Raw genomic sequence first — 21,018 nt, forward strand, 5'->3', positions numbered from 1 at the left:
CATTATATATCATGGTTAGGATAACGGGAAGGATTTTTCAATGCGGTAAAATAACGCCAGGCCCTGCATCGCCTGTCCCACCATTGCATAGTTTCGGTAATATATAATACGAAACCCTTTTTTATATAAGAATCATTTACAAATATTTGATTGCCATCGCCGCCTTTTACTTTTCCATACAGGAAGACCGTTCCTTTTTTTATTATAACAACTCCTTTATATTGCGCGTCGTTCCAATATAACAAGTTGAGGTTTTTCTTAATCCTGGAAGGGGAGAAATCGACGTCTTTTTCTTCAGCAAACCAACGCCCATAGGTAAATACAGCTTTACCGGCGCCTTCATAAATCGTCCAGCTATCAGATACTCTATATAGAACAAAATCTTCTTTGGCTATCAATAACCCTTGTTCCTTCTCAGCAAAATCTTTTTTATATTTATTAAGCTCTTCGAGTTCTTTGCCAATGATCTCGCCTCTGTATAGCTCGGCAACTGTATGTATTTCCTTGCGGGGAGGCGGAGAACGCGCTGAAGAGCATGAACTGTCATCAATCCTGTCTTCGTCGTAGCCCTCACGCCACAAACTTTCAAATTCATCATAATATTCTCCGACTTTAAATGGGATTAAAATTAGGTTTTCCATGTTCTTATTTTCGGCGGCTTTAGTCCAATTGTAACTACCTGTAACTGTATTATTCCCTATAATTGCAAATTTATTATGCATCATGCCGCCTTTTATCCTGTAATATTTTATTACCATATAGCCACGATTTTTTTTAGCCATTCTGCCGGGATCTATATTGCGCATGTCGTCTTCAAATCTATGCAGATGCCTTACCGCTGAAGCAGGGTGGTTTTGTTGGATCTTATCGAGAACTATCTCTATATTCACTCCGGACTCTTTAGCGTCAAAGAGTTCTTTTGCGATTTTTTTATTGGTAAAATAATGCAGGGCGATCTTTATTGTATATGGTATTTCCGGCCTGCATTCTTTGTTTGCCCTAGCTTCACTTATCAGCCGTATCAATTCATCTTCGCATCTCCCTCTTGGGGAGAATAAAGACATGATCCCGCGGCATAGCGAAGGCCCGCGGATTTTCGGCGGCGAACGATCCTTACACCCCCACAAACAGCAGAATTCCTCCTTAAAAGACTCTATAAAAGGAAGGATTATTAGGTTCTCTCTGTTTAATTTTTCCGCCTGACCTGTCCAATTATAACTACCTGTATATATCTTTTTATCGTCTATTATCATAAACTTGTTATGCATCAGGCTACCTTTTTTATAATAATATTTTATTTTTACATCGTAAGATTCGAGTTCTCCTGCCAGCTTATTTGAGTCGCGCTTGCCGTTCAGAAATAATCTCACCTTAACACCCCTTGATGCCGCTTTCTTTATCGCTTCGGCAATTTTTATACTGCTAAAATCGCAGATAGCGGCATCTATCGTACAACGGGACGCGTTGATCGCATCTAATAGCTCGTCTTCGCATCCGCCCTCCGGAGAAAAGAGCACTTTGATGTCATTTGCCAGCTGGGCATATAGCTCACTGCTGATAGATTCGATATGCAGATAGCTGTGCGGCCCCACAGGTAACGTTATATACTTACTCGCATAACTATCTTTTTCATCCAGAAAATAATGTAAAATCGAAGCGCGGTATTCGGATGTTTTTTGATAGGTAACATACAGCCCCTTGCTCTTGGGGATCTTTTCCACGTGCAGCTGCCATGCATAATATTTTTTTAGTTCCTCTCTTATTGCCGATATATCATAATTATTCTGCAGAGCTTTAGCGATGAGGAGATTGATGTAGAGATATGAAAATTCTTTTCTATTTTGTTCTTCTGCGGCTTTGCCGTTATCCGACACTGCGATACCTTTGTCCGAATAAACGGTAGACACTATCGGATGACTATTCAATGGCGGGCTTATAGATCTTAATGGAGAATCAAGGCAGGCATCTGTTGATATTGAAAACAACAAAAAAGACCATATAGTTATCAGGCTGATAATGCTATATGGCCCAAAGATTTTTTTTACAACGCGTGGCCCTTCTCTCATAGGTGTTACCCTTTCGAGACATAGGCGCAACAATTGTTCAATTTTTTACAGCATGCTTCTCCTTACTTAGCGTCTAAAAAAAGTATAGCCCCGAATTGCCGAATGGCAATAAGGAATCGCCAGCTTTTGTATTACTTAATTTTATATTATTCTGGTCTCTGTTTTAATTTGGCGAGCCACTCTTTGATCTTCTTTTCGTGCCCGATATCGGTGGGGATATAATAGACTTTATCTGAAGGCTTATATTCCTGTTTCACGTAATGATCCTCAAAATCATGGGCATACTTGTAGTCCTTGCCGTGCCCGAAGGCTTCTGAATCCATCGTCGCGTCTTTTAGGTGGTCCGGCACCTCCAAAACTTTTCCCTGCTCAACATCTTTGAGGGCGCTCTCTATTCCCAAATATGCCGCATTGGACTTCGGCGCGCATGCCACATAAACGGCCGCCTGCGCCAATGGTATACGCGCCTCCGGCATTCCGACAAATTCAACCGATTGAAGCGCCGCGGCCGCAATCACAAGAGCCTGCGGATCGGCGTTGCCTACGTCTTCAGAAGCGCAGATTATAATGCGCCGGGCTATAAAACGTGGATCTTCGCCCGCATATATCATCTTCGCGAGCCAGTATAGCACGGCATCCGGATCCGAGCCGCGCATAGATTTTATAAATGCCGATATCGTATCGTAATGCCCATCCTCGTCCTTGTCATAAACAACCGCTTTTTTCTGGATAGACTCTTCGGCTATCTTGAGCGTAAACCGGATTTTTTTATCCTTGTCCGGCGCGGTGGTCAATGCCCCGATCTCAAGCGCCGAGAGGGCGCGCCTGGCATCGCCTTCGGAGATCTTCGCAAGGAATGCCGTTGCCTGGTCATCCATAACTATCGGCATCGCACCAAGTCCGATAGTCTTATCGGACACTGTCTTCTTTATAAGTTTAAGGATATCGCTTTCAGAAAGTTTTTTGAATTCAAATACCTGTGAGCGAGAAAGTAGCGCCGCATTGACATAGAAAAATGGATTATGAGTTGTGGTGCCTATCATAACCGGATTGCCCGCTTCGACATCCGGCATCAAGACATCCTGCTGGGCCTTATTAAAACGATGTATCTCGTCGACAAGAAGAATGGTGCGCCTGCCACCTATAGATTCGCGCTTCTTTGCAGCGTCTATGATCTTACGCATATCCGCAACGTTGTTCGACGCGGCATTGATCCTTTCAAAATGCGATTTCGTCTTTTCGCTTATTATGAGAGCTAGTGTGGTCTTGCCGCATCCTGGAGGGCCGTAAAGTATCAGCGAGGAGATCTTGTCTGATTCAATGAGCCGGCGCAGTAGCCTTCCTTCACCGAGAATATGCTCTTGCCCGGTAAAGTCATCGAGTGACTTCGGCCTCATCCTCATCGCCAAAGGCTCGTTGTCTTTTTTCGTCTTCCGCGTTTCGTCGTTCGTAAATAAGTCCATAAATATATAAGATATCCCGCCTAATTAAAAATCCCCGCGATTGCCGTGTGAAATCGAATTATCTTGATCCTGTTATTTACAGGTGGGTGCCCTCCAGATAAGCGCTAAAAGCTCCTACCCGAGTTAGGCTCCCAATATTAATGCTATTGGCTCAAGATTCTTCGCTCAAAGCACGCGCACCGCAGGGAATTTTTTACTTCCAAGACAAGTATAGCACATAAAATAGTGTAAATCAAATTGCGGTAAGCCTTGGCTATCTTAAGCTGGCGCCAAGATTGTCCTGAAGTGCGCGCACCGCGCGAGAATGGGCGTCCTGGACCTCTTTTTCCTCGAGCGTTCTATTAATATCCTGGTACTCCAGCCTGTAGGTAAGAGAAACTTTTCCTTCGGGGATCTGCCCGCCGCGGTACCTGTCTATGAGCTGAACCTTCTTCAATAATTCGCCCGCGCTTTCTTTTATAAGAGAAGATATGCTGGCGTTCGACACGCTGCCGTCAACGACTATTGACACATCCCTTGTCGATGATGGGTATCGCGCGATGTTTTTGAAGCGCTTCTCCATCGACGCGAGTGTTAAAAGTTCCTCGCAATTGATTTCAAACATATAAACTTTATCTTTTATATCAAAATTCTTTGCGACCACGGGATCGATTTCGCCTATAATGCCTACAGGTTTTCCTGCGGCCTCTATAAGGGCACATGCGGCAGAAGAGAAAGTCTTGTCTTGCGCCTCTTTTACGGAAAATTTTTCAATACCCAGGCTCATAAAAAGTGCTTCCAATACCCCTTTCAGATCAAACAGGTTCACCGGGCGTGATTTGCCGACCCATCCATCATATATTTCACCGGTAAGGCCCGCTGTGAGATTTCTTCTCTCCTCAAAAGAGTTTGCGCCTCTCGCAAAATAGACCCTGCCGAGCTCAAAAAGTTTAAGATCGTTATTTTTTCTATTTATATTATACCGAATGGTCTCGAGCATCCCGGGCATCGCTGATGGACGCAAAATTTGCTGCTGGGCTGATAAAGGATTTTTTACGGCCGCGGCGTCTTTATCGTCTATCCTCGCGAAAGCAAGTTCTTTTCTGCTAAGAAGACTATATGTAATAATCTCGAAAAGATGCAAGCTCTTTAAAACTTCGCGGATCTTATTATCTACATTGATGCCAAGAGGCAACCCCGGGCCTTTTTCCGTCACAAACGGCAGCGTCTCCGGAATATTATTGTACCCATATATCCTCGCCACTTCCTCTATCAGGTCTATTTCATTTTGCAGGTCCTGCCTGAAGTTCGGCGTTTCAAATTTTAATACGCCTTTCGACTGGGATTTGCTTTTTAAACCAAGGGATGCGAGAATCTTGTTTATCTTCGAGGACACTATATCTGTGCCCAGCACATTGTTAACTTTATCTACGCTGAGGCTTACTACTTTTTTTACCGGCTTTGCCTTCCCTATATCTATATAGTCCTGTGCTTGCCCGCCCGCGGCTTCCAATATAAGCGCTGTCGCCCTGTCCGACGCATATTTGATATTATCGATATCTACTTTTCTTTCGAACCGATAGCTTGATTCGGTTGAAAGAGCTAATCTTCTCGCCGTTCTTCTGACGGAAACAGGGTCAAAATATGCCGCTTCTAATAGGATATCTTTTGTGCCGCTGCCGACTTCTGTCCTTACGCCTCCCATTACTCCCGCTATCGCGACAGGGCCGGAAGCATCCGCTATCACCAGCATAGATTCATCAAGAGCTCTTTCAGAGCCGTCTATGATAACTATCTTTTCGCCTTTTTTAGCGTTACGGACTGTGAGGCTATTTCCGGAGAGATTACCCAGATCAAAAGCATGCATAGGCTCTCCCGTTTCGAATAAACAGAAGTTTGTAATATCTACTATATTATTTACACTTCTTAGCCCTATCGACTCGATCTTGTCTTTTAGCCATTTGGGGGACTCACCCACTTTAACATTTCTTATTATGCGGGCGGTATACCGCGGACACAACTTCTTGTCTTCTACCTTAATAGGGAATCGGGATCCGGGGGCTGCGGGCCGTATAGTTTTTACAAAAGGGGGTTTTAACTTCTTTCCGGTGATCGCCGCGACTTCACGCGCCACGCCTATATATGAAAGCCAGTCCGGCCGATTCGAGGTTATCTCTATCTCAAGGACAGAATCCTGGCTTTTTCGTTCTATAGAACCTACGGATAAACCGGCCATGGTAAGAATTGCCGCGAGCTTTTCGGCGGGCATGCTTATATCAACGTAATCTTTTAACCAGCTATATGATACTTTCATACTAAAATTGTCTTAGCATCCTTATGTCATTTTCAAAAAACATTCTTATGTCTGTGATACCATACTTTAATATAGCTATTCTCTCCACGCCCATGCCAAACGCGAAGCCTGTAACTTTTTCCGGGTTGTAACCTACATTCTTAAATACTTTGGGGTTTACCATGCCTGCGCCCAATATTTCGAGCCACCCATTGCCTGCGCATAGGCTGCATTTTTCTTGACCTTTGACCCTTGACCCTTGACCCTCGCATAATATGCACGAAATATCCACCTCGGCGCTTGGTTCAGTAAACGGAAAGAAGCTGGGGCGGAATCTCATCCTGGTCTTCTCACCAAACATCCTCTTGGCGAAAGTGATAAGGGCTCCTTTGAGATCGGAAAATTTTATATTTTCTCCGACCGCAAGGCCTTCAACCTGATGGAACATAAATGAGTGGGATGCGTCGGTAGCGTCGGGCCGGTAAACCTTGCCCGGTATGACTATCGCGAGCGGCCAGGGATTTTTTTCCATAAACCGCGCCTGCACCGGTGACGTGTGGCTCCTTAATAACCATTTATCGGAAAGATAAAAGGTATCAAACGCGTCGCGCGACGGGTGTTCCAAGGGTATATTAAGGGCTTCAAAATTGTAATGCTCGTTCTCTATCTCCGGCCCCTCAACGACTTTAAACCCAAGCGATACGAATACATCGCAAATTTGACTTATTGTCTGTGAGATAAGATGGGTGGCGCCTAATTCCGCCGGGATACCGGGAAGTGTTATATCGACTTTCTCCAGTTTCGCGCCGCCGGTTGCGGACGCGCCTTGCGCCTTCTCATCAAGCGCTTTCGTAACATCGCTCTTCAGCGCGTTAATAAGCTGCCCGACCTCTCCTTTTTGCTCGGGCGGAACCTGCCCCATCATTTTAAATAATTCTGTGATAAGGCCTTTTCGCCCCAAATATTTTATACGTAGTTTTTCTACAGCATCGCTATCTGAAGCGGCGCCTATGTCAGCGAGCGCATTGGTCTTAAGATCTTTGATTTTTTCTTTCACCTATAAAATCCTTGCGACCCTAAAAAACTTATTTTACGCCTTAGCCATCTCTACAAGCCTACCAAATGCCTTCTTATCCGAAACAGCCAGTTCGGCAAGTATCTTTCTATCGACAAGAACTTTCAGCTTTTTTAGCCCAGCCATAAATTTTGAATAAGAGATATCGTGTTCCCTGCACGCCGCGTTTATTCTGACTATCCAAAGTGAACGGAAGTCTCTTTTTTTGGCTTTCCTGTCTCTAAAAGCGTAGCTTCTTCCTTTTGCCACTGATTCCATAGCTCGACGGTAAAATCTGTGACGCCCGCCCCACTGGCCTTCAGCAGCCTTAAGTATTCTTTTTCTGTGTCTTTTTGTCGCAACCGCGTGTTTTACTTTACTCATTTCCCCTCCTCCTTAATTACGCACCGTAAGGCAAAAGCAGTCTTATCGCTGAGCTGTCTGCCTTAGAGACGTACCCGGCCTTGCCAAGCTGTCTCTTGCGCTTAGACGCTTTCCCGCCCAATAGATGCCTTCTGCCTGCCTTCCAATGTTTAATCTTACCTCTTTTACTTATACGTATTCTTTTTTTGACACTTTTACTTGTCTTAAGTTTTGGCATTGTATCGCCTCCTAAAGATTATATTTATTTTGCCCTGATAATCATATTGATAAATCGGCCTTCGAGCCTTGGAGACTCCTCGATCTCTCCTATGCTTGAAATATCACTCGACAACTTATCCAGGATCTTGCGGCCTAAATCGATATGCGCCATCTCTCTGCCTCTGAATATCATAGTAACCTTTACCTTGTCGCCTTTCTTCAGAAAGTCCTCGAGATGTCTTAGTTTAAATTGGTAATCGTGTTCGCCTATCTTGGGCCCCATGCGGATCTCTTTTATATGCACTACCTTCTGCTTTTTCCTGGCTTCCTTCTCCTTCTTTTCCTGTTCGTATTTATACCTGGAGTGGTCCATGATCCTGCAGACAGGCGGCACTGCGGTTGGAGCTATCTCCACCAAATCGAGCCCCACTTCCTCGGATTTTTTCAGCGCGTCCTGGATACTCATTACACCCAGCTGCTCGCCGCTATCACCAATAACTCTTACTTCTCTGGCCCTTATTCTATGGTTGATTCGTATCTCTTTCTTAAAAATACTAAACCACCTCCCCTCTCGTTTTTTACCTGACCTTCTTTTCTATCTCTTCTTTTATTCTCTCCACAAATTCGCTTAATTTCATTCTGCCGATATCGCCCTGCGCCTTCGATCTTACAGAGATCATCCCTATGGACTCTTCTTTTTCTCCGATAACTATCATATAGGGTATCTTTTCCATTTCCGCGTCACGCACCTTTTTCTGCAACCTTTCATTTCTGAAATCTATGTCCACGCGAATGTCCAGGCCCATAAGCGTCTTTCTTATATTTTCGGCGTATACACTCGCCTTGTCCGAAACCGGTATTATTATGCATTGGACCGGCGCGAGCCATAAAGGCATTGCCCCCGCGAAATGCTCTATCAGGGCCCCCATAAACCTTTCAAGACTGCCGAGTATGACGCGATGCAGCATTATCGGGCGGTATTCTTTGCCGTCCTGCCCTATATATTTCAGGTCAAACCTTTCGGGTAGCGCAAAGTCGCATTGTATAGTCGCGCATTGCCACTCTCTTTTTAGCGCATCTTTTAATTTTATATCTATCTTGGGGCCATAAAACGCGCCCTCGCCCTCATTTATCTCGTAATTCAATTGTTTTTTCTTCAGAGAATTGATAAGTGCCGCCTGCGCTAGTTCCCAGTCCTCATCCGTGCCGATAGACTTTTCCGGCCTCGTAGAAACTTCTATCGAAAAATCATCAAATCCAAACGCGTTCAGCGTATCTATGACGAAGTCTATGACATTAACGATTTCGTCTTCAACCTGGTCCTTTAAACAAAATATATGCGCGTCGTCCTGGGTAAAACCCCTGACACGCAGAAGGCCGTGCAGGACTCCTGATTTCTCATTTCTATAAACGGTGCCGAGTTCAAAAAACTTTAGAGGCAGGTCCTTATAGCTCCTGGTCTTGGACTTGTACACCATTATATGATTGGGACAATTCATAGGCTTAATGGCATACTCCTGCTTCTCTATCTTGAACATGTACATATTCTCTTTGTAATAATCGTAGTGGCCGCTTTTAATCCACACGTCACTTTTAAGTATGTGCGGGCCTATTACAAGTTCATACCCCCGTCTTAGGTGTTCGTTTCTTATATATTCTTCGATCAGCGTCCTAAGCCTCGCGCCCTTGGGGTGATATAATACGAGCCCCGGGCCCATTTCATCGCTTAAGCTAAAATATTCAAGTTGCTTGCCAAGGACTCTGTGGTCTCTCTTCTTGGCTTCCTCGATCATCTTTATATAATTTTCCAGATCTTTTTGCGTCGGGAATGCCGTGCCATATATACGCTGCAGCATAGGATTTGTCTCTATGCCGTGCCAATAAGCGCCGGCTACGGAAAGAAGCTTAAACGCTTTTATCTCACCTGTGGAGTGTATATGCGGCCCGCGGCAGAGATCTACAAAATCCCCGTTTTTGTATAATGAAACTGTATCCCCAGGGATCTTTTCTATTAATTCTATCTTGTACTTCTCGTCCATTTTTTTAAAAAGTTTTAACGCTTCTTTTTTGCTTATTTCTTCTCTCTCAAAAAGATAGTCTTTTTTTACAATATCGCGCATCTTCGTTTCTATCTTATTGATATCGTCAGGAGAGAATGGTTCTTCGCGCTCAAAGTCGTAATAGAATCCGTCCTCTATCGACGGGCCTATGCCCAATTTAGCGTCGGGCCACAAGATTTTGACTGCCTGCGCCATAACATGTGCCGTACTATGTCTTAGTGCGTCTAAGTCCACTTATCACCCTACGTCTTTAATTGGTGGGCAAGGAGGGAGTTGAACCCTCACGACCTTGCGGCCAAAGGATTTTAAGTCCTTCGTGTATGCCATTCCACCACTTGCCCACACAATTTGCTTTTATGGTGGACGCGACAGGACTTGAACCTGTGACCCCTTCCATGTCAAGGAAGTGCTCTAGCCAACTGAGCTACGCGTCCATCATCCTGCTTCATAAATTTGGAGGCGCGGAGCGGAATTGAACCGCTGTATAGGAGTTTTGCAGACTCCTGCCTTACCGCTTGGCTACCGCGCCCTATCTCGGCTTACCGGCGGTGCTCTGCACCCACTCCACAGAGCCGTTAACCCTTACAAGGTTACGGCCGAGCTTGCCGTGGTTGCCATCCTTATCGTAAAGGATGACTTCCGTCCCGCTGGAAGATTCTGTAAGACCGCTAATATATTCATAACTTGCTTCTTCGGTCGTGCCTCTTACAGAGCCTGCCGGACAATCAAAGATCTTTTCTTTCTTAATATATTCCGGATATAATTGCGTTAAAGAACCGGGGAATGTTTCATCGTGATCCGCCGCGTACATATGCAGCCCAAGGCTCACCATCCGCGCGTTATTCGAGCATTTTATAATATTGGATCGTTCCTTCATTTTATTGACGAGCGGAGTAAGCGCGGCGAACGTAAGTGTAAATATAACCACCACTATCAACAGCTCTACTAATGTTACCGCCCTATTTGCTCTCATGCTCTATTTCCCGCCCCAAGCTTCAAAGCCTTGTCTATAATCATTCCGGCCAGTTCCTTTTTTGACTTATTGTGTATTCTGGCCTTATTCCCAAACTTATCTACAGTGACCACATCTATTGCCTTATCGCCGAAGATGTTAGATTTTCCCGCGAGCCTGTTCGCTACGATAAGATCCAGATTTTTGTCTTTTAATTTTTTGAGCGCGTTTCTTTCCAGGTTCTCGGTTTCGAGCGCAAACCCAACTGCTATCCTATTTCTCTTTTTTGCGCCCAGCTCGGCTAATATGTCCGGAGTTTCTATCAATTCTATCGTCTTTTTGGGACTTTTCTTTATCTTCCTCTTCGCGGAATATATCGGACGCCAATCCGCGACAGCGGCCGTCATCACGACACAATCGGCTTTCCTAAATTCATCGAGAACCGCGCGCCTCATATCGAGCGAGCTCTCCACGCTAATAAACTTTACACCCGATGGAGCTTTTAAGGCCGTTGGCCCGCTTATAAGCGTCACCGTAAGCCCGCGCCGTTTCGCCTCTTTAGCGATTTCGTACCCGAATACTCCTGTAGAATAATTTGATATGAACCTTACCGGATCGATTCTTTCCCTGGTCGGCCCCGCCGCGACAAGAATTCTTTTAATCATCTTCTGACGAGCTTCTTTACTTCTTTAACTACATCTTCTGTACAGGATATGTGGCCGATGGCATCATGGCCACACGCAAGATGCCCTTTAATTGGGCCGACAAATGAATAGCCCACTTTTTTAAGCTTTGCTATATTTTCCTGCAGTATAGCGTGATTATACATTTTTTCGTTCATCGCCGGCGCTATTAGTATCGGCGCCTTTGTAGCATAGACAACACATGTTAAAAGGTCATCACATATGCCGCCGGCTAACTTGCCTATAACATTTGCGGTGGCCGGCGCTATGAGAACTAATGACGCGCTGTCTGCCAGTGATGTATGCACCGGTTCCCATTTTTGCGGAGGCTCAAACATGTCGGTGAATACTTTGTTGCCCGACAGCGCCTGTAAAGTAAGCGGAGTAATAAAATTGGCGCCTTCTTTTGTAAGTATAACCTTTACATCGAACAACGATTTCTTTAGCGCGCTTACTATCTCACACGCCCTGTATGCCGCTATACTGCCCGTAACTCCTACTATTATCGTTTTTGGCGTCACTTTACCTCTTTGATTTTATATTCGACCTTGCCGGCAAGTATTTCATCCAGCGCAACGTGCGCGGGTTTGGTGTCCACAGGATCATCAACCAGCTTCTGTGCCCCGTCGGCAAGTTCTATCGCGCGCCGTGAGGCTAAGATAGTAAGTTTATAAATAGAGTGCGTCTTATCGAGCAGCTTATCCATCGGTATGTCCTGCATTTAGAGTCTCCTTCTTTATTATGTTTTTGAGCTTTCTGCAGGCCGTATCGAGCCTGTCATTTACTACTACGTAATCGTATCTTCCTTTATATTTAATTTCATGCTTCGCTATCTTCAGCCTGTTAGATATAGAATGCGCCGGGTCGGTCATTCTTGATTCAAGCCGTTTTTTAAGCACCCCCAGCGTGGGCGGCATTATGAATATCAATACACTTTTGCCAGGATAAAGCGCGCTTATCCTGGCCGCGCCCTTTACATCTATGCTCAAAAGAACGTTCTTGCCCTTCGCCAGCAGGTTCTCGACAAATTTTTTAGGCGTTCCGTAAAAATAACCGAAATTCTCCTCGTTCTCTAAAAATTCTTTCCTCTTCGCCATCGCGCGAAACTCTTCCAGCGAGACGAAAAAATAGTCCTTCCCTTCGATTTCGCCTGGACGGGGAGGACGAGTGGTGACTGACACCGAGTGGCTTAAATTTAATTTGTGCCGCAAGAGCTTCTTGCACAAGGTCGTCTTGCCGCAACCGGAAGGAGCGGAGACTATAAAAAGTTTTCCCTCGCGCATAGAGTGCATTATTCTATATTCTTCGCTTGTTCGCGTATCTTTTCGATTTCGCTCTTTATCTCTATGACGTTCTTTGATATCTTAAAGTCGCTCGATTTTGAGCCTATCGTATTTGTCTCTCTGTGCAATTCCTGGGCGATAAAATCTATCTTCTTTCCGGCCTCGCCATTAAGGGCCATCGTCCTTTTAAAATTCGCCAGATGATTCTTAAGCCGCGCGATCTCCTCGGATATGTCGCTATTTTTCGCGAATATCGCCACTTCCATCTCAAGCCTGCCCTTGTCTATATTGTGGCCGCTGGTCAAATCTTTGACTCTCTCGGCAAATCTTTCTCTGTATTCCTTGATATTAAGATGCGCCCTGGATTTTATTTCGGTAAGCATCTTAACTATATTATCTACTCTCTTACACAGATCGCGATATGTGGCATGGCCTTCTTTTTCCCTGTCTACGACTAATCTGCCAAGCGCCAATAACAGGGCTTTTTCCACCTTCGGCCATAAACTCGTCAGCCCTTCTTGTGTTACTTCATAATTTATTACGCCCGGCAAAGCAACCATGTCCTTCATGCCAAGCGAATCTTCGAAACCGAGATGTTTCTTCAGGCTCAAAAGACCCGTATAATAACTCTTTGCCAATTTTTTATTTATTGTTATTATCTCTTCTTTAGAGACCTTGTTATCGTAAATTATACTTACGTTTACCTTGCCCCTTTGTATCTTCTTTTGTAAAACTTCTTTTATTCTATCCTCAAACGGCATCACCACTTCGGGAAGTTTAAGGCTGGCATCAAAAAATTTATGATTAACGGTCTTTATCTCGACTATTATTTCGCCGCCTTTAAACTTTACTCCCGCCTTGCCGAATCCTGTCATCGACTTAATCACGATTATCCCCCGCCCTATGCCCAAACAAGTTTTTCTACGCTCTTTTTCGCCGTCTTCGTCGGATAGAGATCCACTATTATCTCCTCCGGCTCGAACCATAGCTTTATTTCGCGCTCCGATTCCTCCGGATTGGTAGAGGCATGTATAACATTTTCATAAACGCCTTTTGTTGTTATGCGGCCGTAAGCGCCTCTTATCGAAACGGGATCGGCCTCTTCCGGGTTTGTCGCACCGCAGATATCTCTCACTTTCTTTATCGCGTCCTCTCCCCAGTATACCAGGGCCATTACTTTCTTCTTGTGGTACTCGCCCATTATATACCTTAGCAGCTCCGGGAAGAACGGCTTATCTTTAAGAAAGATATAGTGGTTCTCCGCGAGCTCTTGTGAAACCTTTACTATTCTCGCCCCTACGATTTCAAGCTTGGTCTCTGAAAGGCGTGTCAAAATATTGCCCGTAAGAGACTTCTTTAACCCATCCGGCTTTATCAAAACAAGTGTGGCTTGTTCCATAATATCCCCTTATCTATTATGATTCATTGGTACGCTTTTAGGTAAATATTGTATTTAACTATAATTTGGATTGTTTGTCAACTGTAAACGGTCTACTTCGCAATCGACTATCATTAAATCGTATGCTTCGTAGAACCTGTCCCTACGAAGCTCAAAGCTGACCTGCCTCTTCGTAGCTTTAGCGAAGAAGGGAAAGCTTTGAGCGAAGTAGGACGGAAGATTGACTGACCCTATGCCTTATTGGATGTTATCAGGCCCAATATCCTATTTAGGTCTTCCACAGAGTAATATTCTATCTGGATGGTTCCGCGTTTTTTGCCGTGGCATATCTTTACACGCGTGCCGAGCACATGCTGCAGTTGATTTGCTATATCATCGAGGCCGGCATCTTTTTTAACTTCCCTTTTCTTAGCGCCGGAGGTTCTTCTCGATACCAATTTTTCCGCTTCCCGGACAGACAGCCCTTTATTTATTATCAGGTTGCACACCCTGTACTGCTCATTTTCCGTCGGAAGAGTAAGCAGCGCCCTGGCATGCCCTGCCGTGATAGAATTTTTCGATACATAATCCTGGATCTTTTTCGGTAACGACAATAATCTTATGATATTAGACACTGTCGACTTATCCTTGCCTAAAACCTGGGCTATCTTATCCTGCGTAAAATTAAACTCCTTGACGAATCTTTCAAAGGCGGTTGCTTCTTCTATCGGGTTCAACTCCTCCCGCTGTATATTCTCTATCAGGGCGATTTCGAGCATATCTATATCATTAACTTCTTTCACGATCGCCGGTATATTTTCCATATTCAAACGCTTCGCCGCCCTAAACCTTCTTTCTCCGGCAATAAGTTCATAGCCGTCCTGGGATTTCCTGACCAGTACGGGCTGTATTACGCCTTTTTCCTGTATCGATTTTACAAGATCATTTAACTTTTCTTCGTTAAATTGAACTCGCGGCTGATATTTGTTTGTCTTAATATCTTTCAACGAGATGTTCATAACTTTTTCTTGTTTTTCTGTGTCAACAAAAACTACCTCTCTTGGTGGAATAAGCGCGCCCAGACCTCTGCCTAAAGCTCTCTTTTCTATCATTTAATTTCTCCCCCGCTAATTTGTTTTAATTCTTTGTCATCATTTGAGTTATGTTTAATATTATCATCTACACTTTGCTCAACATGTGTGTCTTTCTTAATGCCTAACAATTCATTCGCGAAATCTTCATACTTCTTTGCCGCGATTGAATTTTTATCATACATAGCTATGGGTTTACCAAACCCCGGAGCTTCCGCCAAACGGATATTACGCGGTATCACCGTAGTATAAACTTTGTTACCAAAAAATTTCTTTACTTCATTTATAACTTCGTTGGTAAGATTGGTACGATAATCGGCCATGGTCAATAAAACACCTTCGACTTCCAGGCCTGTATTTATATTTTCTTTAACAAGATTTATAGTATTCACCAACTGACCTAATCCTTCGAGCGCATAATATTCGCATTGGATCGGTATAAGCACCGCATTTGCGGCGGAAAGGGCATTCACCGTCAAAAGCCCGAGCGACGGAGGACAATCTATCAGTATAAAGTCAAATTCGTTTAAAAGACCCGCCAGGGCCTTTTTAAGCTTATGCTCACGGCCTAATATTCCTACTAATTCGACTTCGGCTCCGGTTAGATTCAGGTTGGATGGGAACAGAAACAAATTATTGACTTGGGTGCTGATCATAATGGATCTTGGATCCGCGTCATCTATCAATAGATGATAAACACTATGTTTAATATCATGCTTATTTATGCCAAGACCGCTTGTGGCGTTGCCTTGTGGGTCAATATCGATCAACAGTGTTTTTTTGCCGGATAAGGCGAGATATGTGGCGAGATTTATCGCGGTTGTTGTTTTGCCAACACCGCCTTTTTGATTACAGAGCGCTATTACTTTTGCCATCTTACTTTATGTATTAGTTTTCACGTGACAACTATTAGCCATGCCGTACACTACAAACAGATATTACACTACGTTTTCAGTAAAGTCAAGCCCTGCATTATGTCTTTTTCAATATTACAGACTGCTCAACTATTGTCAGCACAGTATTCACCACCCAGTAAAGCACCATACCGGAGGGCATGTTATAAAATATGAACCCAAACATTATCGGCATTATGACAAGCATTATCTTTTGCTGCTGTCTTTGCTCTTCGGTAACGGCTCCGCCCATAACTTTAGACGATATCTTCTGCTGAACAACCATAAGCGCTACCATCATCAGTGGTAATACGTTTATGCTGTTGCCGAATATCGGCAAGGAGAATGGTATGCCCACGGCGTCCGGCATAGAAAGATCGCTTATCCATAAAAAGCTGGCGCCCCTTAAATCTATCGATTTTGTAAGCGCCTGGTATAACGCGACAAATATCGGCATTTGAAGTAAAAGAGGCAGGCAACCACTTAATGGATTTATCTTATATTTTTTGTACAGCTCTAATACTTCTTTATTGAGTTTTTGCGGATTATCTTTGTTCTGCGCCTTGAGCTTTTCCATTTGTGGATGCAGTTCGTGCATCTTCTGCATAGACTGGAAACTTTTTAATGTGAGAGGGAAGAGCACTATATTTAAGAATATCGATATAAGTATTATCGACAGCCCCCAGTTGTGAACGAGCTTATAGAAGAAAGCTGTGATCACCAGCAACAGCTTTGCTATGCCACCAAAAAATCCATAATTTATCGACTCTTCAAATTCTAAGCCTAACTTCTTGAGTTCCGCACCGATACTTGGACCCGCATATAAAACGAATTTATTCTCCACTGAAGAATTTGCGGGGATCAAAAGCTTTTCCATTTCGATTCCGGAATATATCTTATCTCCTGCGGCATATCCGTGATACTGACTTTTTGTTTGCCCATACGGCTTCATTATGAGCGAGAAATATCTTGTTTTTGCCGCAACCCAACTAACTATCCCTGGATTTACAATAACATTTTTGTTGGGTCTTTTGAAACCAACCGTCTTACCATCAACTTTTGAGATTACCTCAATTAGATTCTTGTCCTCGGTCCTTGGTTCAACCAGGCCCGATCCGGATATAATTTTGTATCCGAGTTCGGCAGGAGACGATGAGTAGTTTTTCACTAAGAGTTGTAACTCTATTACATTGCTTGAGTTGCGTAAAGTATATATTTTTACTATCTCCAAATTCTTTATCGCCAGGGTGTAAATAATCTTGTTGTCATCGCTATCAAGTTTATATGCCATTTGATTCAATGGCAAAGCGCCAAGCGTGTCATTAATGGAAAAAAGATAGTTCGAGGGGGTTTTTTCTTCAACCAGCGGCATCGGGTCGTTAGATTTCAGTTTTTTATAGTTCCTTAACTCTATTTTCTTGATAGCGCCGCCGATATTGCTGAATGTAACTATATATCTGTCGGTAGATGCCAAAAACTCCTTTTCGTCAGCGGGAGGGGTTGGCGTAAGATACTGTATATTTTCAACCTCTTTTTCTTTTACCACCGCGGCTTCCTGCGTCTTACCGGGCATGGGCGCTTGTTTTGGCGACGGAAACAGGTATTGGAACCCCACTATTATAAGCACTGAGAAGGCTATAGCTAAAATCAGTTTTTTTTCCATGATATTCCTTTATATTGTTTACTTTACAGGGTCATATCCGCCGCGTGAGAACGGGTTGCAGCGTAAAACTCTCCAAATGCTTCTTACGCCGCCGGAGATTACCCCGTGTTTTTGAACAGCCTCTATGGCATATTCTGAACAGGACGGATAAAATCTGCAGCAACGTATGTTTATTATTGACAAATACTTACGATAAAACTTCAAGGCCGATATTACTATATACTTCATACTAATATCCTTGCTTTTCTGGCCAGGTTTAAAAAAATGTTTTCGGCATCCTTATAAGAAAATTTTACCGCGGGATCTTTTCTCACAACGAGTGTCATGTCAAATCCGTTTTTGAGTTTCCCCTTGGTCAGTCGAAAAACCTCACGGAACAATCTGCGCACACGGTTGCGCCTAAAAGCTTTCTTGATGCTCCTGGAACTTATCGAAAACCCTATACGGTTTAGGCTTAAGGTGTTGGGCAGGACTTTTAGAACAAACGGCCCGCTGGATAATGAGCTTCCGGATTTATAGATCTTCCTGAATTCGCCCGTTTTTATCAGGCGCTCTTTTTTTGGGAAAGTCCGAGGACCAGATAATGCAGTTTTCTCGTCGGAGCCCATCATACGGTGAGCTTATATCTGCCCTTCTGTCTTCGTCTTTTTAAAACAGCTCTGCCATGGCGCGTGCGCATTTTCTTCCTGAATCCGTGCGTTCTCTTTCTCTTAATATTAGAGCCGGCTTTTAAAGTATACTTCATTGGTTTGGTCCTTTCGTAAATTTATTGGAAGATTGATTATACCACAACGTCTTGCCGAGTCAATCTTTTTGTTTTTGCTTGCAATTACAATTTTTTTCCTCTATAATGGGTGCGATTCTGGAAGGTTTTTGTTAACAACCTGTGTATAACCTATGTGCTACATATGGAAAAACGGCGTATTCACTGTGGATAATTTTTGGCAGGATAAATGACAAGCAACGACTCTTCAATCTGGCTCAGGGCCAGAGAATTTATAAAGAAAGATCTCGATAACGACCAGGTATTTAATATTTGGTTCGGCCCTATCAGGCTTGTGTCTTCGACAGAAAGCTCCATAACGCTGGAGGTCCAGAACAAGTTATTCCAGGAGATGCTTCTCGACCGCTATCTGAAGATCATAAATTCCAGCGTCGCTAAATCGTGCGGCAAGGAGATGCGCGTTGAATTCGTATTAACGGAGTCTTCCGACGCGCCCAAACAGGCGCAGCCTCAGGATATACCAAAAACTCCCGGCAAACCATTCTGGCCTTTTGCGCGCGAAAAACAGGATACCGGCAAAGAGATAGGCTTAAACCCGAGATATACATTCGATAGCTTTGTCGTCGGGCCAAGCAACCGGTTCGCGCATGCCGCGACAAACGCCGTATGCGATTCCCCCGCAAAAGCATATAATCCTTTGTTCATCTACGGCGGCGTCGGTTTGGGTAAGACCCATCTAATGCACGCTATCGGCCACAAGGCTTTACAAAGGGCTCCGAAGACAAAAATATTATACATATCCAGCGAGGACTTTACAAACCAACTCATAGCTTCTATACAAAACAGGACCACCATGAAGTTCCGGGAAAAATACCGCAATGTCGATATCCTTCTCATAGATGATATACATTTTATCGCCGGCAAGGAGTCGACACAGGAAGAATTTTTCCATACATTCAATACTCTTTACGACGCGCATAAGCAGATAGTCGTTTCCAGCGACAGGCCGCCAAAAGAGATACAGTCTCTCGAGGAAAGGCTTGTCTCCAGGTTTGAGTGGGGGCTTGTCACCGACATCCAGCCGCCTGATTTTGAAACGCGAATGGCCATATTGAAGAAAAAGTCCGAGCGCGACGGAATAGTTTTGCCCGACGATGTATACTACTTCCTGGCGGAGAAAGTAAAGTCTAACATCCGCGAGCTTGAAGGTGCGCTCATACGCGTTGTGGCATACGCGAAGCTTATAGGCAGAGAGATAACCGTGGATATGGTTAAAGAGGTTTTAAAAGACATGATCCGTGAAGGTGAAAAAAATATAACGATCGATTTAATACAGAAAAAGGTGTGTGAGTATTTTGATATCAAGCTATCTGATATGAAGGTAAAAAAGCGTTCGCGGGGCATAGCATACCCAAGACAGATAGCAATGTATTTAGCCCGTCAGCTCACGGATTACTCTCTACCTGAAATAGGCGAATACTTTGGCGGCAGGGACCATACCACGGTAATGCATGCCTTTGATAAGATACAAAATGATCTAAAGATTAAGAAGGGTTTGAGTAGTTTGATTGAAAGGGTTACCGAAAACATACAGTCGTCTTAGGTTTTATTGTGGATAAGCCTGTGGGCTTTGTGGTTAAGTTAATTTTACACAACATCTTGGGGCAAAATAGGTTGGTAACTTATACACACTATCAACACCACTACTAATGCTACTACTATTTTCTTATCTATAGAATAATAACAGAAGAGGTGAGTGAATGAAGTTTGACACGACAAAGGATGTTCTAACAAAAGGAATACAAGACGTCCAAAGCGCCATAAACCCAAAAACAACATTACCGATACTATCGAACATATTAATGGAAACCGGCAAAGATAATCTATCACTCACAGCAACAGACCTTGATATAGGCATAATATCAAACATACAAGTTAAACCAGGGACAGAGGGGGCTATAACCATCCCGGCAAAGAAATTTTTCGATATTATAAAAGAATTACCCGAAGGGGATGTGTCTGTATCGGTAAAAAAGAACAATTTAGTGCACATAGAATGCCCAAGCTGTTTATTTAAGATAATGGGCCTGCCAAAAGATGAATTTCCTCAATTACCGGATTTTAAAGACAAGGACTCAATAGCGATACAACGGCCGAGACTGAAAAAGATGATCGCGATGACAAGTTTCGCGATAAGCCGCGATGAAACAAGGTATGTGTTAAACGGTGTATTGTTTATAATAAAGCCAACATATATAAGGATGGTGGCAACTGATGGGCGCCGACTCGCAATGGTGGAAGAAAAGATACAGGCGCCAAAGACGCAGGAAAGAAAGGTTATAATACCGGCCAAGACTATAGCGGAGCTTGGGAAGTTGTTGGGAGATGAAGGCGAGGTTAAGGTTTGTTTTGGGAATAATCAGGTGCTGTTTGATATGGGCGGGACAAAAGTTGTGTCGCGGCTTATTGAGGGAGAATTCCCAAACTACGAACAGGTAGTGCCCAAAGAGGTTAAGGACAAGATTGGTGTGTCGCGGGTAAAGCTTCTTGCGGCGACAAAAAGAGCCGCGTTGTTTACAAATACCGACTCTCTCGCAGTCAAGATAGAATTATCCAAAGACAAGATGGTTCTTTCAAAGAGCGCACCGTATATAGGCGAAGCGCGCGAAGAGATCGTGGTTGATTACAAGGGCAAAGACATTGCGATAGGGTTCAACCCTGATTATCTTGTAGACGCGTTAAAAAACATAAATGAAGAAACTGTAAACCTTGAAATTTCCGACCCTGAAAAGCCGGGGGTGATAAGAATAGGCAATGAATATGTTTATGTAGTACTGCCGATGCAGTTATAATT

Annotated in this window: 23 protein-coding genes, 3 tRNA genes and 1 other RNA gene; 2 read left to right on the plus strand and 25 right to left on the minus strand. The window is 43.8% G+C overall.

What is annotated here, in order from left to right:
• Positions 1-2: 2 nt before the first annotated feature.
• From Q8R38_00140 to rpmH, 25 genes are all read right to left on the minus strand, one after another.
• Positions 3-2,066, minus strand: coding sequence for a phospholipase D-like domain-containing protein (locus Q8R38_00140; GenBank protein MDP3790451.1), 2,064 nt, complete (start codon positions 2,064-2,066; stop codon positions 3-5).
• 146 nt (positions 2,067-2,212) lie between these two features.
• The gene (locus Q8R38_00145) at positions 2,213-3,529 is read right to left on the minus strand and encodes a replication-associated recombination protein A (protein MDP3790452.1); all 1,317 of its coding nucleotides are present in this window, start codon (positions 3,527-3,529) and stop codon (positions 2,213-2,215) included.
• A gap of 27 nt (positions 3,530-3,556) precedes the next feature.
• A non-coding RNA gene (gene ssrS, locus Q8R38_00150) (6S RNA) lies at positions 3,557-3,720 on the minus strand.
• Positions 3,721-3,782: 62 nt separating this feature from the next.
• Entirely contained in the window at positions 3,783-5,822 is a 2,040-nt protein-coding gene (gene pheT / locus Q8R38_00155; protein MDP3790453.1) for a phenylalanine--tRNA ligase subunit beta, read from the minus strand.
• A 1-nt stretch (position 5,823) separates the two neighbouring features.
• On the minus strand, positions 5,824-6,858 hold the full coding sequence (pheS, locus tag Q8R38_00160) for a phenylalanine--tRNA ligase subunit alpha (protein MDP3790454.1): 1,035 nt from the start codon (positions 6,856-6,858) through the stop codon (positions 5,824-5,826).
• A 33-nt stretch (positions 6,859-6,891) separates the two neighbouring features.
• The gene (gene rplT / locus Q8R38_00165; GenBank protein MDP3790455.1) at positions 6,892-7,239 is read right to left on the minus strand and encodes a 50S ribosomal protein L20; all 348 of its coding nucleotides are present in this window, start codon (positions 7,237-7,239) and stop codon (positions 6,892-6,894) included.
• Between the two features lie 16 nt (positions 7,240-7,255).
• A complete protein-coding gene (rpmI, locus tag Q8R38_00170; protein ID MDP3790456.1) occupies positions 7,256-7,456 on the minus strand; it encodes a 50S ribosomal protein L35 in 201 nt (66 codons plus the stop codon).
• A gap of 24 nt (positions 7,457-7,480) precedes the next feature.
• Positions 7,481-7,975: a translation initiation factor IF-3 gene (infC, locus tag Q8R38_00175; GenBank protein MDP3790457.1), complete on the minus strand. Its 495-nt coding sequence runs from the start codon at positions 7,973-7,975 to the stop codon at positions 7,481-7,483.
• Between the two features lie 40 nt (positions 7,976-8,015).
• Positions 8,016-9,731: a threonine--tRNA ligase gene (thrS, locus tag Q8R38_00180; protein ID MDP3790458.1), complete on the minus strand. Its 1,716-nt coding sequence runs from the start codon at positions 9,729-9,731 to the stop codon at positions 8,016-8,018.
• A gap of 21 nt (positions 9,732-9,752) precedes the next feature.
• Positions 9,753-9,838, minus strand: a tRNA-Leu gene (locus Q8R38_00185).
• A 16-nt stretch (positions 9,839-9,854) separates the two neighbouring features.
• Positions 9,855-9,931, minus strand: a tRNA-Val gene (locus Q8R38_00190).
• Between the two features lie 20 nt (positions 9,932-9,951).
• Positions 9,952-10,026: transfer RNA gene (locus tag Q8R38_00195), tRNA-Cys, on the minus strand.
• A complete protein-coding gene (locus Q8R38_00200; protein MDP3790459.1) occupies positions 10,027-10,470 on the minus strand; it encodes a prepilin-type N-terminal cleavage/methylation domain-containing protein in 444 nt (147 codons plus the stop codon).
• A complete protein-coding gene (locus tag Q8R38_00205) occupies positions 10,467-11,114 on the minus strand; it encodes a phosphopantothenoylcysteine decarboxylase (protein ID MDP3790460.1) in 648 nt (215 codons plus the stop codon). Before Q8R38_00205 ends, Q8R38_00200 begins: the two co-directional genes overlap by 4 nt.
• Positions 11,111-11,653 carry a flavoprotein gene (locus tag Q8R38_00210; protein ID MDP3790461.1) on the minus strand — a complete coding sequence of 181 codons (543 nt, stop codon included), beginning with the start codon at positions 11,651-11,653 and terminating at the stop codon, positions 11,111-11,113. The genes Q8R38_00205 and Q8R38_00210 overlap by 4 nt, the downstream gene beginning before the upstream one ends.
• Entirely contained in the window at positions 11,650-11,853 is a 204-nt protein-coding gene (gene rpoZ, locus Q8R38_00215; protein ID MDP3790462.1) for a DNA-directed RNA polymerase subunit omega, read from the minus strand. The genes Q8R38_00210 and rpoZ overlap by 4 nt, the downstream gene beginning before the upstream one ends.
• Positions 11,831-12,424 carry a guanylate kinase gene (gene gmk, locus Q8R38_00220; GenBank protein ID MDP3790463.1) on the minus strand — a complete coding sequence of 198 codons (594 nt, stop codon included), beginning with the start codon at positions 12,422-12,424 and terminating at the stop codon, positions 11,831-11,833. The genes rpoZ and gmk overlap by 23 nt, the downstream gene beginning before the upstream one ends.
• Positions 12,424-13,401, minus strand: coding sequence for a YicC/YloC family endoribonuclease (locus Q8R38_00225; protein ID MDP3790464.1), 978 nt, complete (start codon positions 13,399-13,401; stop codon positions 12,424-12,426). Before Q8R38_00225 ends, gmk begins: the two co-directional genes overlap by 1 nt.
• Positions 13,317-13,814: a nucleoside-diphosphate kinase gene (locus Q8R38_00230; protein MDP3790465.1), complete on the minus strand. Its 498-nt coding sequence runs from the start codon at positions 13,812-13,814 to the stop codon at positions 13,317-13,319. Before Q8R38_00230 ends, Q8R38_00225 begins: the two co-directional genes overlap by 85 nt.
• 230 nt (positions 13,815-14,044) lie before the next feature.
• Positions 14,045-14,905, minus strand: coding sequence for a ParB/RepB/Spo0J family partition protein (locus Q8R38_00235; protein ID MDP3790466.1), 861 nt, complete (start codon positions 14,903-14,905; stop codon positions 14,045-14,047).
• Positions 14,902-15,759 carry a ParA family protein gene (locus tag Q8R38_00240; GenBank protein MDP3790467.1) on the minus strand — a complete coding sequence of 286 codons (858 nt, stop codon included), beginning with the start codon at positions 15,757-15,759 and terminating at the stop codon, positions 14,902-14,904. The genes Q8R38_00235 and Q8R38_00240 overlap by 4 nt, the downstream gene beginning before the upstream one ends.
• A 97-nt stretch (positions 15,760-15,856) precedes the next feature.
• Positions 15,857-17,440 carry a membrane protein insertase YidC gene (gene yidC, locus Q8R38_00245; protein MDP3790468.1) on the minus strand — a complete coding sequence of 528 codons (1,584 nt, stop codon included), beginning with the start codon at positions 17,438-17,440 and terminating at the stop codon, positions 15,857-15,859.
• 18 nt (positions 17,441-17,458) lie between these two features.
• Positions 17,459-17,668: a membrane protein insertion efficiency factor YidD gene (gene yidD / locus Q8R38_00250; protein MDP3790469.1), complete on the minus strand. Its 210-nt coding sequence runs from the start codon at positions 17,666-17,668 to the stop codon at positions 17,459-17,461.
• Positions 17,665-18,051: a ribonuclease P protein component gene (gene rnpA / locus Q8R38_00255; GenBank protein ID MDP3790470.1), complete on the minus strand. Its 387-nt coding sequence runs from the start codon at positions 18,049-18,051 to the stop codon at positions 17,665-17,667. Before rnpA ends, yidD begins: the two co-directional genes overlap by 4 nt.
• Positions 18,048-18,185: a 50S ribosomal protein L34 gene (rpmH, locus tag Q8R38_00260; protein ID MDP3790471.1), complete on the minus strand. Its 138-nt coding sequence runs from the start codon at positions 18,183-18,185 to the stop codon at positions 18,048-18,050. Before rpmH ends, rnpA begins: the two co-directional genes overlap by 4 nt.
• A gap of 208 nt (positions 18,186-18,393) precedes the next feature.
• On the opposite strand from rpmH, the gene dnaA reads away from it, so the two are divergent.
• Both dnaA and dnaN read left to right on the plus strand, forming a co-directional pair.
• Positions 18,394-19,767, plus strand: a complete 1,374-nt coding sequence (dnaA, locus tag Q8R38_00265) for a chromosomal replication initiator protein DnaA (GenBank protein ID MDP3790472.1) — start codon at positions 18,394-18,396, stop codon at positions 19,765-19,767.
• A gap of 157 nt (positions 19,768-19,924) precedes the next feature.
• On the plus strand, positions 19,925-21,016 hold the full coding sequence (gene dnaN, locus Q8R38_00270; GenBank protein ID MDP3790473.1) for a DNA polymerase III subunit beta: 1,092 nt from the start codon (positions 19,925-19,927) through the stop codon (positions 21,014-21,016).
• Positions 21,017-21,018 lie beyond the last annotated feature (2 nt).

It is taken from the genome of Candidatus Omnitrophota bacterium (genome assembly GCA_030695905.1).
Classification (GTDB): Bacteria; Omnitrophota; Gorgyraeia; order 2-01-FULL-45-10; family 2-01-FULL-45-10; genus CAZHPY01.

Bases quoted from the DNA above. Each gene is read 5' to 3' on its own strand.
- Q8R38_00140 (MDP3790451.1), bottom strand. From the start codon at position 2,066: ATGAGAGAAGGGCCACGCGTTGTAAAAAAAATCTTTGGGCCATATAGC.
- Q8R38_00145 (MDP3790452.1), bottom strand. From the start codon at position 3,529: ATGGACTTATTTACGAACGACGAAACGCGGAAGACGAAAAAAGACAAC.
- pheT (MDP3790453.1), bottom strand. From the start codon at position 5,822: ATGAAAGTATCATATAGCTGGTTAAAAGATTACGTTGATATAAGCATG.
- rplT (MDP3790455.1), bottom strand. From the start codon at position 7,239: ATGAGTAAAGTAAAACACGCGGTTGCGACAAAAAGACACAGAAAAAGA.
- rpmI (MDP3790456.1), bottom strand. From the start codon at position 7,456: ATGCCAAAACTTAAGACAAGTAAAAGTGTCAAAAAAAGAATACGTATA.
- Q8R38_00200 (MDP3790459.1), bottom strand. From the start codon at position 10,470: ATGAGAGCAAATAGGGCGGTAACATTAGTAGAGCTGTTGATAGTGGTG.
- Q8R38_00205 (MDP3790460.1), bottom strand. From the start codon at position 11,114: ATGATTAAAAGAATTCTTGTCGCGGCGGGGCCGACCAGGGAAAGAATC.
- rpoZ (MDP3790462.1), bottom strand. From the start codon at position 11,853: ATGCAGGACATACCGATGGATAAGCTGCTCGATAAGACGCACTCTATT.
- gmk (MDP3790463.1), bottom strand. From the start codon at position 12,424: ATGCACTCTATGCGCGAGGGAAAACTTTTTATAGTCTCCGCTCCTTCC.
- Q8R38_00225 (MDP3790464.1), bottom strand. From the start codon at position 13,401: ATGGTTCGAGCCGGAGGAGATAATAGTGGATCTCTATCCGACGAAGAC.
- Q8R38_00230 (MDP3790465.1), bottom strand. From the start codon at position 13,814: ATGGAACAAGCCACACTTGTTTTGATAAAGCCGGATGGGTTAAAGAAG.
- Q8R38_00235 (MDP3790466.1), bottom strand. From the start codon at position 14,905: ATGATAGAAAAGAGAGCTTTAGGCAGAGGTCTGGGCGCGCTTATTCCA.
- Q8R38_00240 (MDP3790467.1), bottom strand. From the start codon at position 15,759: ATGGCAAAAGTAATAGCGCTCTGTAATCAAAAAGGCGGTGTTGGCAAA.
- yidC (MDP3790468.1), bottom strand. From the start codon at position 17,440: ATGGAAAAAAAACTGATTTTAGCTATAGCCTTCTCAGTGCTTATAATA.
- yidD (MDP3790469.1), bottom strand. From the start codon at position 17,668: ATGAAGTATATAGTAATATCGGCCTTGAAGTTTTATCGTAAGTATTTG.
- rnpA (MDP3790470.1), bottom strand. From the start codon at position 18,051: ATGATGGGCTCCGACGAGAAAACTGCATTATCTGGTCCTCGGACTTTC.
- rpmH (MDP3790471.1), bottom strand. From the start codon at position 18,185: ATGAAGTATACTTTAAAAGCCGGCTCTAATATTAAGAGAAAGAGAACG.
- dnaA (MDP3790472.1), top strand. From the start codon at position 18,394: ATGACAAGCAACGACTCTTCAATCTGGCTCAGGGCCAGAGAATTTATA.
- dnaN (MDP3790473.1), top strand. From the start codon at position 19,925: ATGAAGTTTGACACGACAAAGGATGTTCTAACAAAAGGAATACAAGAC.